This is a genomic window from Terribacillus sp. FSL K6-0262 (genome assembly GCF_037977385.1).
Lineage (GTDB): Bacteria > Bacillota > Bacilli > Bacillales > Amphibacillaceae > Terribacillus.
Window position 1 is genome coordinate 2,104,643 of record NZ_CP150277.1, and the last position, 13,418, is coordinate 2,118,060.

Genomic DNA, 13,418 nt, shown 5'->3' on the forward strand with positions numbered 1-13,418 from the left:
ATGCAGTCGGAAATGCTGATAAAAGGGGATGTTAGAAATGAAAGCATTACGTTGGCATGACAAGAAAGATGTCAGATTGGAAGAAATCGATGAGCCTGTCATCAAACCGAATCAGGTGAAGATGAAGGTGAAATGGTGCGGCATTTGCGGAAGTGACTTGCACGAATATCTTGGCGGACCGATTTTCATACCCGTCGATGAACCGCATCCGCTGACTGGGGAAGTGGCTCCGGTGACAATGGGGCATGAATTTTCGGGAGAGGTAGTCGAAGTGGGACCTGAAGTGAAAGATTACCAGATTGGCGACCGTGTAGTCGTGGAACCAATCTTTGCAACGCATGGACATCAAGGGGCATATAATTTGGACAAGCAAATGGGCTTCCTGGGTCTTGCCGGCGGTGGCGGCGGCTTGAGTGAATATGTAGCCGTCGACGAAGAGCTCCTGTTCAAGCTCCCGGATTCTTTGAGCTATGAGCAAGGTGCGCTGGTAGAACCGTCTGCCGTAGCTTTATATGCAGTACGTTCCAGTAAAGTGAAAGCCGGGGATAAAGTGGCTGTCTTCGGCTGCGGACCAATCGGCCTGCTTGTCATTGAAGCATTGAAAGCTGCAGGAGCTGCTGAAATCTACGCAGTTGAGCTTTCACCGGAACGCCAGGCGAAAGCGGAAGAGCTGGGTGCCATTGTTGTAGATCCAAGCAAGGTGGATGATACAGTGGAGGAAATCAGGAGATTGACTGATGGCGGTGTGGAAGTTGCTTTTGAGGTGACAGGCGTTCCAGTAGTCTTGCGTCAGGCAATTCAGTCTACTGATATCGGCGGTGAAACGATGATCGTCAGCATCTGGGAGAAACCTGCTGAAATCATGCCGAATGACATCGTTATCCAGGAACGTTCCGTAAAAGGCATCATCGGCTATCGCGATGTTTTCCCTCAGGTGCTATCCTTGATGGAAAAAGGGTATTTCTCTGCTGAAAAGCTGGTAACGAAGAAAATCAAGCTTGATGAAGTGGTGGAAGAAGGCTTCGAAAGCCTGATCAAAGAAAAGAACCAAGTGAAAATACTTGTTCAATCCGAACAAAAATGAAGAAAAAGCGGATGCCCGGGCATCCGCTTCTTCTTATCGGAAAATCTTATCGATAGCTTCGATATCCTCAGCAGTCAATTTGACATCCAATGTCTTCAGGTTATTCAGTACTTGTTCCGGACGTTTTGCTCCAGGGATGATGGCATCGATGCTATCGCGAGTCAGGTACCAAGCGAGCACGACATGAGCAATCTCTGCATCCTTCCTGGAAGCGATGCCCCGCAGCTGATCCACTTTTTGAAGATTCTGTTTGAAGGCTTCTCCTTGGAACAGTGGATCGTTCGCACGCAAATCATCAAACTTCGTATTCTCATCGTATTTACCGCCAAGCAAGCCGGAGGCAAGCGGGAAGTAAGGTACGAAGGAAATATTATTTTCGGCTGTATATGGAAGCAGGTCTTTTTCCGCACCGCGTTTGAAAAGATTATATTCCGATTGCAGCACATCTACATAGCCATCGACATTCGCTTCTTTAAGCTGTTCGATAGAGAAGTTGGAAACACCGATGCTTTTGATTTTACCTTGGTCTTTCAGTTCTTTCAAAGCGCCGACAGCTTCTGCTTTCGGTGTATCTTCATCAGGGAAATGGATATAGAATAAATCGATATAATCCGTCTGCAGACGTTTCAAAGCACTTTCCACCGAATCCTTCAGGAATTTCGGCGAATTATCCATCTTCGTCCCGCCATCGATGATTTTATGGGCAGCCTTGGTTGCGATGACGATATCGTCGCGTTTTCCGCTTTCTTTGATTACTTGCCCGACAAGCTCTTCGGATCGTTCTGGTCCATAAATAAAAGCTGTATCAAAGAAATTCATCCCATTTTCGATCGCTTGGCGGACAACCTCCTTGCCTTGTTCCTCATCCAGATTCGGATAGAGGTTATGGCCTCCGACCGCATTCGTACCGACTCCAATCGGATTAACGTATAATCCTGACTTGCCTAACTGCACGCGTTCTGTCATTTCTTGCTCAGCTCCTTTTCATTAGTCTGTCTTAACTTTAGCAAATGCATGTGCATATATGGAAAGGATTTGCTTGGACAAGAATGGAAGGGGAATAGGGTGAAAGTGATCCTGGTAATGTGATAGAAAGTGTTGTTTGCCTGGACATATGAATTTGGACTTTTGAATAAGGGCCGGAGAGGGATGGTCGTTGTGAATGGAGCAATTGTCTGTTTTCTTATTTTATCCCTTTTTTGATTTTCGCTATGTTCCTATCAAAAAGGAAAGGGGCCTTGCTATGACACAATGCCCGGGAGCGAAAAAGCCCAATCTATGATGAAGTGGCTTTATGCAATTTCATGGGGAAGATTATCCAGGTATCAGCTTTGGTATCCTGCTATGTGCTTTAAGTGCAAAGTTTGATATCGAAGTATCATCGACAATAGGGCTTATTTTACTGTCAGCTCTATGACTGTTTGCATTACGCAAATACAAAAAAACAGATTCAAAAAGAATGGCGTGTGAAATCGTATTTCGATTTCACACGCCGCTCTTAGTCATCATCTTCCCGTGTCAAATCAAGCCTGTGCCTTCTGTTCATTCTGTTCGGATTGCTGTATGCGCTTCCTCCAAGGCCAGAATGCCCATTTGCCAAGAATGGCTGTCATGGCTGGTACGAGGAAAGGACGGACAAGGAAGGTATCCAGAAGTACACCTATTGCCGTGATCGTCCCGAAATGAACAAGAATTTGAATAGGCAGAGTCGTCAAAACGGCAAATGTTGCTGCCAGGATCAAACCTGCAGAGGTGATGACACCGCCGGTATGGGCAACACCGTCTGCAATCGCTTGTTTAAGCGGCATCGTTTTGCTGCGTTTCCAAATGCTTGAGATCATGAAGATATTATAATCTTCCCCAAGCGCAACGATGAATACAAATGCATACAGCGGGATGAATCCTTGGATTGCGTCGACGCCGAATCCATGATGCAGGATAAGCCAGCCGAGTCCCAATGCGCTGAAGAAGGAAAGCAGGACGGTCGCAACGAGATAAATCGTTGCAGTCACGGAGCGTAAATATGTCAGCAGCAGCAAAGTGATGAAGCCGACAACGATGGGGATGATCCATTTTTCGTCATGCTTGGTCACTTGCTGTGTATCATATTGTTCTGCTGTCTGACCGCCGATCCAAACGCTGTCGGCATCACCGGTGACAGCTGCCACGGTTTCTTTGATGTCGGGAACGTGAGCCATTGCTTCGTTTGAATAAGGGTTTTCATTCAATTCAAGCTGGATACGGATCAGTCGATCATTCGATTTTGCTTGCTCGGGATCCACCACAGCCGCCGTATAAGGTAAATCGTACAAAGCAGCATGCACTGCTTCGGGGTCATCTGTTTCCGTGATGACCGATACCGGGGCAAGCTCTCCTGCATTCATATGATCTTCGAGGATTTCAAAGCCCTCCTTTGAAGGCATGCCATCCGGAAAGGAAGACAGCGTATCATACGTATAGGTGATGCGCGAGGAAATTCCGGCCAGCACACCGAGTACAACGATGGTGATGATGGCGATTTTCCAAGGATGTTCCGTGACAAGGCTGCCGACAGCATTACCGATTTTGTTATGGGGCTTCTTGGTATGGACAGGCTTTCCTTTGTCTTGTGCTCTCTCCTTTTGCATCTCCGCTGTTCTGGGAATGAAAGGGAAGAAGGAGACACGGCCGATGATTGCAAGCAGCGCTGGTACAAGTGTCAGGCTCGCAAGCAGCATAATGAAGATGGATATCGCGAAAGGTATCGCGAATCTGTTGATGGATCCGTAGTCTGCAGCGAGCAAGACCAGCATCGCGACGATGACCGTCAGCCCGCTCATGGCAATAGCGCCGCTTGCAGAAGCAAGGGATCGGATAAGTGCTGTTTTCTTGCTTTTTATCTCCCAAAGATTTTCCCGGAAGCGGGTGATCAAGAACAGGCAGTAATCGGTACCTGCCCCGAAGAGCAATACAGTCATGATTGCGAGTCCTTGTGAATCAAATGAGATCGACTCGGCTTCTCCCAATGCACCAAGGATCGGACTGATGACCAAATAAGCAAATCCGACACCGATAAGAGGCACCAATGCCAATATTGGAGAGCGATAGATGACCAATAGGAAAATAAGCACGATCAGTACAGTTGCAAAGAGAAGTGTGGTATCCCCCTGAGAGAAGAGGCTGACAGCATCGGCAGAAATACCAGCTGGACCTGTCGTCCGAACGAGTAAGTTGCCGCTGTCCAATCCTTGTTCGAATGGATTCTGCTCAAAGGCATCATTTGCTGCAGATTGGATCTTTTCAAGCCCTGCTTCCACTGTATCCGCAGCTGTTCCGTCAGCAAACAGAATCGGCATGACGAGTGTGGTCCCATCATCCGAAAGCTGTTCCTTCAAAGCTGGAAGCGGGATATCCTGAAATGGGGGAACTGCGGCAGCTTTTATCTCGGCATCCTGCAAACCTGCGCTGTACTGCTGTATTGCCTGCAGATCTTCATCCGAAAGGCCATCTTCCTGGTACCAGGTCAGCAAAGCAGGCAGACCGCTGTTATCGGAGAATTCTTCTTCGATGATGCGCGCCGCTTCCTCGCTGTTTGTGTCATTCAAGAATGTTTCGGCTTGTTCGTCTTCCTGTGAGTTTGCTTGCGGCAAAGCAAGATTCAATGCAAGTGCAAGGACAATCCAGGCTGCTAAAATGACCCATCGCCCGGATTTACTGCTTATGAATGCACCTATTTTTTGCATGCATATTCCCTCCTAATTAATTTATCGATCGATAAGTTATACCCAAAAAATAAAAGATTATGTGCATAATCTTTTATTTTTTCCGGATTCCATCAAAAAGGATATCTGCGAGCATCTTCGATTTCTTGTCGGCGAACGTTCTTCTTGCTTCCTGTTCCTGCTTGGAAGGAGGGAGGGAAGATTTCATCATTTCGAGGACGAAAAAGCTCAGCTCCATCGGTGATGCAGAAGTCACTGATTTTATCTCCCCTTTGGCCATTCCCTCCGTGACTGTCTGCATCACAGGATTGAAGTAGCTCCTCATCCACCAATCCTGGATGGTTTTCTGATGTTCCTCATCAATTTCATATTGCAGATCATGAAACATCTGCGTCATATCACCTTGATGGTTCATGATCATAAAATAGGCTATTTGTCGTATACGATCCTTACTATCAGCATGATCCTGCAGTACATGTGCCATCGCTTCTTCTGTCTGCACCATGGTGGAACGGACAACCTCCAAATAGATGGCCTGTTTATTAGGGAAATGGTGATATAGAGCAGGCTGTGTAATTCCGCATTCCTCTGCGATGCGGCGGGTGGATATCGCCCTGTAGCCGTGTGTCATGAAAAGCCGTTCAGCTGTCCCGATAATATTCCGCTGCGTCTGTTCAGCGGAAACTTCTTTTTTCCTCGCCATATGTCTAACCTCTTCAATAACTTATCAAATGATAAGTTAACTCATTTTATTTTAAAAAGCAACACTTGATATGCTTATTGTAAAATATAATACAAATAAGGGGGTAGTGATATGGGAAAGAAAGGTATATTACTTTCTGCTGCGGGCCTTTTCGGAGGATATACGCTGCTTGTGACACAGCTCGTCAATAAGGAGCTGCGCCATATGAAAGCCTTCACGGAGGAAGAGACGATCAAACGTGAGGTGGAGGCCGGGCGCTACGACAAAGCAGCTTATGATAGACTGCGTAAGGAAGAGTTCGATGTCCCTTCCAATGAGGGGAAAATATATGGCACGCATTACGTGGGGAATCCAGATTCCAGGCATGTAGCAGTCATCTCGCATGGAGTGGCTGTCACTAAATATAATTCCATCAAATATATGAACATATTCCTGGAGCTGGGCTTTAACGTCGTTTTATACGATCAGCGCAGACACGGACTTTCCGACGGCAGCAGTATTACGTATGGCTACCACGAAAGACATGATCTGGCTCGGGTGATCCAGTGGACGAAGGAACGGTATGATTATGATTTGAAATTGGGTGTGCATGGTGAATCCATGGGAGCAGCAACCGCGCTGCTTTATGCAGGGACAGTGGAGGATGGTGCCGATTTTTATATAGCTGACTGCCCTTACAGTGATTTTGCAGAACAGGTTGCCTATCGGCTGAAAGTTCAATTCCGTTTGCCGCGTCAAGTTTTCTTGCCGGCAGCAGAATTGATTGTCCGGAAAATGGATGGATACCGCTTCCGGGATGTATCCCCGATAAATGCCATAGCCAATATCGAAAAGCCTGTCCTCTTTATCAGCAGTCTGCCAGATTCGTATATTCCAGTGCAAATGACGAGGGACTTGTACGCACGGAAACAGAAGGGGTACAAGCAGCTGCATTTATTCGAAAAGGGCGATCATGCCATGTCCTTGGCCGAGAATAAACAGGAGTACGAACGAGTGGTGAAACGATTCCTGCAGGAGATAGGGATGGAGGCTCAGCCTGTCGGCTGAGCCTTTTTCCATGTCGAAATTTAGCGTACCTTTCTTCCATGCTATCAATTGCTTTCCAAGATAACAAGGTGCTACCATAGCTATTGTAAGCGGTTCCCGAAATCGTCATCTTGCATCACGACGCTTAGACAAAACTAGAATACAATCTGAGGAGGATTTCTATGAGTCAATTAGCAGCAGGTGTGCATGAGAAAGTGGAGCGTTTTTTGAATGGAACGAAGAAATTGTATATCAATGGAGAGTTCACGGCAAGTGCAACGGAGAAGACATTCGAATCATACAACCCAGCTACTGGTGAAGTACTGGCAACTGTCTATGAAGCCGGGGCAGAGGATATCGATCGTGCGGTGAAAGCAGCGCGCCAGGCTTTCGATGAAGGTCCGTGGTCGACGATGACAGCAGCGGAACGAAGCCGTATCATGTACAAGCTGGCCGACTTGATGGAAGAACATGCAGACGCACTTGCCCAGCTCGAAACGCTGGACAATGGGAAACCGATCAGGGAAACGACAAACGCGGATATTCCGCTGGCTATTGAACATATGCGCTATTACGCAGGCTGGTCGACAAAAATCGTCGGACAGACAATACCTGTGAACGGCCCATATTTCAATTACACAAGACATGAAGCGCTTGGTGTGGTAGGACAGATCATTCCGTGGAACTTCCCGCTCCTGATGGCGATGTGGAAGCTCGGTGCGGCACTGGCCACTGGCTGTACGGTGGTACTGAAGCCAGCGGAGCAGACACCGCTGTCCGCATTATACCTAGCAGAACTGGCAGAGGAAGCAGGATTCCCGGCTGGCGTTCTCAATATCGTGCCTGGATTCGGCGAAACAGCGGGCCAGCCGCTTGTCGATCATCCGCTCGTGGATAAGATTGCTTTCACCGGCTCCACCAGCGTCGGGAAGCAGATCATGGCCAATGCATCGAAAACATTGAAGCGAGTGACGTTGGAGCTTGGCGGCAAGTCCCCGAATATCGTTTTGCCGGATGCGGATCTGACCAAGGCAATCCCTGGTACGCTGAACGGTGTCATGTTCAATCAAGGACAGGTATGCTGCGCTGGATCACGTGTCTTCATCCAGAAAAAGCAATTTGATAATGTGATTGCCGATATGGCTTCCCACGCAGAAAAAATCAAACAGGGCGCTGGCATTCATGCAGATACCGAGATTGGTCCGCTCGTATCATTGGAGCAGCAGGAACGAGTGCTTGGCTATATCGAGAAGGGAAGAAGTGAAGGGGCGGAGCTCGTCACTGGCGGGGGCAAACCGCAGGAGCAGGGCTATTTCGTCTCGCCGACGATCTTTGCCGATGTACGGGATGAAATGACGATTGCCAAGGAGGAAATCTTCGGCCCGGTCATTTCGGCAATGCCTTACGATGACCTCGATGAACTGATTCGCCGGGCGAATGACAGCGAATACGGCCTGGCTGCCGGCGTCTGGACACAGGATGTCACAAAAGCACATTATATCGCCAACCGCCTCCGTGCCGGTACAGTGTGGGTCAACTGCTATAATGCCTTCGATGCGGCATCGCCATTCGGAGGATATAAACAATCCGGTATCGGCCGGGAAATGGGTTCGTATGCTTTGGATAACTATACCGAAGTGAAAAGTGTTTGGATCGGAATGGAATGAACAAAGCCTGCGCATCCCATGCGCAGGCTTTGTTTCCTTTATAGTAGGCAAACCATTGAAGCAGGTTCAATGCGGTGTACGTCTTTGCTGCACGTATACTTTGACAATCCAAGTCAATCGACTGATGAATATCGCCATCCCCAGCAGAAGATAAAGAAGTGATCTGTCCAGTTCATTCCATCCTATCAAGGATGAATAGATGATTCCTATGGAGAATAATATTAGGAGGCTATTAAAGGTTATGGTGAATGTCTTATATGATCTGTTCAATTTTAGTCCCTTCCTCTGCATAAACGAAGTAGCATGTACAAGACAGCTCTATATTTAAATAATTTCTTTCATTTCAGTTAAATTATACCACAAAATAAACTGGTATGCCCTGCTGAACAAAGGAAGGGGAAGAGTCGTGTGGGTTCCATTGCGAGATATTCTGCCAAGAGAAAAAGCCGAACATGGGCAAATTTCTCATGTTTCGGCATTTTGTGTAATCAGAATGCTTGGTTCCAGGCGCTCAGAAGTGTTTACGATACCACTCCGCTGCTGCTTGGACTTCTGTATGGGTGAGGCTGTGTCCATTGCTCTCCCAGTGAATGGATGGTTCAGCGCCAGCATCGCGAAGCATTTGCTCAAGCTCGATTGCCTCGGATCTCGGGCAAATGGGATCATTGTCGCCTGCCGTGATGAAGACAGGCGTTCCTTGCTGCTTGGCGAGTTCGATATGTCGTCTAGGCACCATCGGATGATGCAGGATCGCTCCTTTTAGCGAATCGCTGAAATGGTAGAGGAGGCTTGCTGCAATATTGGCACCGTTGGAGTAGCCGACTGCGATTATCTGATCCCGGTCGAATCCGTATTTTTCAGCTGCTTCATCAAGGAAATCACGCAGCTCCCCGGTACGGAAAATCAAATCCTCTTCATCGAAGACCCCTTCTGCAAGACGTTTGAAGAAGCGGGGCATACCATGTTCGGAGACATTTCCCCGTACGCTCAAAACCGCTGCGTCAGGATCGATCATATCAGCCAGCGGCAACAGATCTTTTTCGGTACCGCCCGTACCGTGCAGCAATAGAAAGGTCGGTTTGTTTGCTTGTTTGGCTGCTTTGAAAACATGAATCATCTTTATTCCTCCTTTTATTTATTGATGGAAGCACCCTCGGCATATAATCCCAGTGTTTTGATATGCTCGATGACTTGCGCTTTTTCATCATCGTCAAGACCTGCCAGAATGCTGTGGATCGCTTGTTCATGTTTAGGGAAGTAGTCCTCCATGAATGCGCGGCCCTTATCTGTCAAAGTGGCAAAGGTAATGCGCCGATCCTCCGGGCAGGGACGTCTTCTGATCATCTCTTTCTGGACCAGGCGATCCACTACATACGAGATGCTGCTGCTGGATAATAAAACTTTACTGCCGATTTTCTGGATTGGCTGGTCTCCTTTATGAAATAACAGTTCCAGCACAGCGAATTCCGTTAAATTGATTCCTTGCTTCTTGATATCCTCCTCGACCCGCTTTTTGATGGATTGGAGAGCCCTTGTCAATACAATGAATAGCTTTAACGATAAGCCTACGTTATCTGCCGCCATAGTCGTTCACGCTTCCTTTTATCTCGAATTCGAGATAATTATATGCAATTATGGTCAGGTTGTCAACAAGGAAGGAGCCGGGGGTTCCGGCTCTGTGTTTATTTGGCTTGTTCCTCGAACAGTTTTGCGATTTCGATGATGACTTTTGTAGCTTTTTCCATATTATCGACAGAAATGTATTCGAATTTTCCGTGATAGTTCTCGCCGCCGGTGAAGACGTTCGGGGTCGGCAAGCCCATATAAGAAATCTGTGAGCCGTCCGTTGCACCGCGGATTGGTTTGATCACTGGCTCTATATCCAGGCGTTTCATGGCATCGGATGCAATGTCGACGATTTCCATGACAGGCTCTATTTTTTCACGCATGTTGTAGTATTGGTCACGCATATGCAGCTCGATGCTCTTGTCACCATATTCAGCTCGGAGCTCTGCGGCGATTTCTTCGAATAAAGCCTTTTTCGCCTCGAATTTGTCCCGATCATGATCACGAAGGATATATTGGAGTTTTGTCTGTTCCACATCTCCTTGGAAAGAAAGCAGGTGGAAGAAGCCTTCGCGGCCTTCCGTATATTCCGGAGCTTCATCCTCAGGGAGCTTGGCATGGAATTCCATGGCTATTTTCATACTGTTTACCATTTTGTTCTTTGCTGTTCCTGGATGCACATTGTTGCCGTTGAACGTGATTTTCGCCTGGGCGCCGTTGAAGTTTTCATACTCCAGTTCGCCTAGCGGACCGCCATCCATAGTGTAAGCGTATGCTGCACCGAAAGCCTCCACATCGAATTTATGGGGACCGCGGCCGATTTCTTCATCGGGCGTGAAAGCGACGCGGATTTTGCCATGCTTGATTTCCGGATGCTGGATCAAGTATTCCATCGCGGTCATGATTTCGGCGATGCCGGCTTTATTATCGGCACCGAGAAGTGTTGTGCCGTCTGTCGTCATCAAAGTATGTCCCTTGTAGCCAGGCAATTCAGGAAATTCGGCTGCGGACAGAACTACATCAAGCTCTTCATTGAGGGTGATATCATTTCCGTCGAAGTTCTCGATCACCTGCGGATTGACATTCTTTCCGGTGAAATCCGTCGCGGTATCGACGTGGGCCATGAAACCGATCACAGGTACATCTTTGTCGGTGGTAGCCGGCAGTGTCGCCATTACATAGCCATTGTCATCGATCGTCACTTCTTCCATGCCGATCTGTTTCAGCTCATCGACTAGCATATTGGCGAGCTCAAGCTGCCCTGGGGTGGAAGGAGTCGTTTCGATGTCTTCATTGGATTGTGTATCCACTTTTGCATATGTAGTAAGACGGTCGATCAATGTTTGTTTCATCATCTTCATCTCCTTGAAGTTTATGCTTCTAGTGTAGCACGAAAGGTATATCCTGAAACAGCTGCAGCATCTGTGTATAATAGGGAGAAAAAGAAACTGGGGGAAGTACTATGCATATTGCAGTTGTCGGCGGAGGTATTGCCGGAGCGAGCACAGCCTATCATCTGGCAAAGGCCGGGAAGAAAGTGACGATCATCGATTCGAAAGCGAAAGGGCAGGCCACAGCAGCTGGAGCTGGCATCATTTCCCCGTGGCTGTCCAAACGTGTCCGGATCAAGCCTTATTTTACCCTGGCTAAAGCGGGTGCGCTTTATTATCCGAGCCTGCTGGAGCTGCTGAAGGAGGATGGCCAGGCAAATGTCAGCTACAAGCAAGTAGGGGCATTATATGTCAGTGCCAGTAAGAAGCGGTTGGATGAGCTGGAGAAGCTCGCCTATAAACAGAGGATTGACACACCGGAAATCGGGGAAATCAAGAGGTTGAGTGCAGAAGAAGCCAGAGGGAAATTCCCGCCGCTGCGCGAGGATATGACGGCTCTCTATCTGGAAGGTGCGGCGCGTGTGGATGGACGGCAGCTGCTGCAGGCTTTGCTTGAGGCAGGAGAAAAGCACGGCGTTCGGTATAAGCAGGGGGAAGCTGTCTTGCTCCATGAAGGAAACAACAAAGTCCTTGGAGTACGTGTCGGTGAGGAGATGATCGAGGCAGATGCAGTCGTGGCAGCGGCAGGAGCTTGGATCAACAATCTGCTGGAACCAATCGGCCTAAAGCTGCCAGTCGAACCGCAGAAGGGTCAGATCATGCATATGCGTGTGGATGCAGATACAAGTGATTGGCCGGTCATTCTGCCGAAAAGCAGCCACTATTTGCTTGGCTTCGACGACGGAAAAGTCGTGGCAGGAGCCACGAGGGAAGTAGGCTCAGGCTATGATACGAAACTGACAGCCGCGGGTATGCAGGAAGTGGTGCGGGAGGCACTGAAGGTCGCGCCGGGTCTCGCGGATGAGGAAGTGGAAGAATTCCGCATCGGTCTGCGTCCTGCAGGTCCGAACCCTTATCCGATCCTTGGTCCGGTCCAGGCTGTGGACGGACTTCACCTGGCAGCCGGATTCGGCCCTGCTGGTTTGAATCTTGCTCCATACTCAGGGAAACTGGTAGCAGAGGCAATACTTGGACGGACGGAAGGCATGGATATTACACCTTATTTGTTATAAGCTAATAAGAAGCAGCGTATGAGCGTACAGAGAGGAGGAAAGAGATAGCATGTTGCGGAGAAAAAGGGTATGGATTCCGGGAGTCATCATTTTGGCGAGTGGTGTCCTGCTCCTCATCGGCAGTCTCTTTTCTCCTGAGATTAGAGCTTTTATGGCAATCGATCAAAGCGATGGACAACCGGATATGCCTTATCCGGATAATGTCGCAGCAGTGAAGGATATTGCCTATCCAACTGAAAATTATGATGGCAGATTGGATTTCTATTATCCGGAGGATGCCCAAGGAGCACTTCCAATCGTCATCTATATTCATGGCGGCGGATGGGTCGGCGGCGACAAAGAAGCTCAGAATCCATTCACTATGTGGATAGCTTCCGAAGGTTACTTGGTTGTGAATGTGAATTATGGGCTGGCGCCGGAATATACTTTTCCTTCCCAGCTCTATCAATTGAATGATGCAATCAGTTTTGCATTGCGGGAAGCCCCCCGTTATGATGGCGATACAGAACGGGTCTTCGTCGGCGGAGGCTCAGCGGGTGCAAATCTTGCCGGCATGGTCGCGGCAATGGCAACCAATCCGACAACGGAATCCGTCATTGGTGAGAATTCGGCGCTCCAGCCGGACCAGCTTAAGGGGGCATTGCTGTATAATGGTGTCCTGAATCTGGAACAGGCACAGCAGACGGGCTTCAATAATATGACGACATTTCTTTGGTCTTATACTGGTAATAAAGACTTCATCGATGATCCGCGTCTGCGGGATATGTCACCGGTGTTCCAGATTACCCCGGATTATCCCCCGACATTCATTTCATCCGGTGAAACCGATAAACTGCATTCGCAAAGTGTGGAGATGGCAGATGAATTGGATGCGGCCGGGGTAGAGGTGGAAAGGATGTTCTTCGACGCTTCCCATCCAGCAGCCGGGCATGAATATCAGCGAAAATTATATTTGGAGGAAGCGCAATACAGCTTCGATCATATGATCGATTTCCTTCGAACGCATTCGGAATGACCACAAGGGAAAATCCTTGTGGTCATTTTTTATTTTCATACCCTATGGAATTTACTGTAAAATATCTATATAATTAGAAAATACAGAAAAGGG

Annotated in this window: 11 protein-coding genes; 5 read left to right on the forward strand and 6 right to left on the reverse strand. The window is 48.2% G+C overall.

The genetic code is table 11. The features are described from left to right. Positions 1-37: 37 nt before the first annotated feature. Positions 38-1,084: a 2,3-butanediol dehydrogenase gene (locus MHI54_RS10865; protein WP_095214389.1), complete on the forward strand. Its 1,047-nt coding sequence runs from the start codon at positions 38-40 to the stop codon at positions 1,082-1,084. A 33-nt stretch (positions 1,085-1,117) separates the two neighbouring features. On the opposite strand, the gene MHI54_RS10870 is transcribed toward MHI54_RS10865, so the two are convergent. The 3 genes from MHI54_RS10870 to MHI54_RS10880 all read right to left on the reverse strand — a co-directional run bounded on the left by MHI54_RS10870 (position 1,118) and on the right by MHI54_RS10880 (position 5,488). Further along, a complete protein-coding gene (locus MHI54_RS10870; RefSeq protein WP_095214388.1) occupies positions 1,118-2,050 on the reverse strand; it encodes an aldo/keto reductase in 933 nt (310 codons plus the stop codon). A 557-nt stretch (positions 2,051-2,607) separates the two neighbouring features. Continuing rightward, positions 2,608-4,806 (reverse strand): MMPL family transporter, encoded by a 2,199-nt coding sequence (locus MHI54_RS10875; RefSeq protein WP_340081464.1) that lies wholly within the window; start codon positions 4,804-4,806, stop codon positions 2,608-2,610. A 73-nt stretch (positions 4,807-4,879) separates the two neighbouring features. Next, on the reverse strand, positions 4,880-5,488 hold the full coding sequence (locus tag MHI54_RS10880) for a TetR/AcrR family transcriptional regulator (protein WP_095214386.1): 609 nt from the start codon (positions 5,486-5,488) through the stop codon (positions 4,880-4,882). 111 nt (positions 5,489-5,599) lie between these two features. Here MHI54_RS10880 and MHI54_RS10885 point away from each other — a divergent pair, with 111 nt between their 5' ends. Then, positions 5,600-6,535 (forward strand): alpha/beta hydrolase, encoded by a 936-nt coding sequence (locus MHI54_RS10885; protein WP_095214385.1) that lies wholly within the window; start codon positions 5,600-5,602, stop codon positions 6,533-6,535. A gap of 161 nt (positions 6,536-6,696) precedes the next feature. After that, complete coding sequence (locus tag MHI54_RS10890) at positions 6,697-8,181, forward strand: aldehyde dehydrogenase family protein (RefSeq protein WP_095214384.1); 1,485 nt, start codon at positions 6,697-6,699, stop codon at positions 8,179-8,181. Positions 8,182-8,692: 511 nt separating this feature from the next. Here MHI54_RS10890 and MHI54_RS10895 read toward each other — a convergent pair. The 3 genes from MHI54_RS10895 to pepT form a co-directional block, all read right to left on the reverse strand. Continuing rightward, entirely contained in the window at positions 8,693-9,298 is a 606-nt protein-coding gene (locus MHI54_RS10895; RefSeq protein WP_340081465.1) for an alpha/beta hydrolase, read from the reverse strand. A gap of 14 nt (positions 9,299-9,312) precedes the next feature. Next, complete coding sequence (locus MHI54_RS10900) at positions 9,313-9,765, reverse strand: MarR family transcriptional regulator (protein WP_095214382.1); 453 nt, start codon at positions 9,763-9,765, stop codon at positions 9,313-9,315. A gap of 98 nt (positions 9,766-9,863) precedes the next feature. Next, entirely contained in the window at positions 9,864-11,099 is a 1,236-nt protein-coding gene (gene pepT, locus MHI54_RS10905; RefSeq protein WP_095214381.1) for a peptidase T, read from the reverse strand. A gap of 110 nt (positions 11,100-11,209) precedes the next feature. On the opposite strand from pepT, the gene MHI54_RS10910 reads away from it, so the two are divergent. After that, complete coding sequence (locus tag MHI54_RS10910; RefSeq protein WP_095214380.1) at positions 11,210-12,310, forward strand: FAD-binding oxidoreductase; 1,101 nt, start codon at positions 11,210-11,212, stop codon at positions 12,308-12,310. A gap of 49 nt (positions 12,311-12,359) precedes the next feature. After that, positions 12,360-13,325, forward strand: coding sequence for an alpha/beta hydrolase (locus tag MHI54_RS10915; RefSeq protein WP_095214379.1), 966 nt, complete (start codon positions 12,360-12,362; stop codon positions 13,323-13,325). Positions 13,326-13,418: the final 93 nt, after the last annotated feature.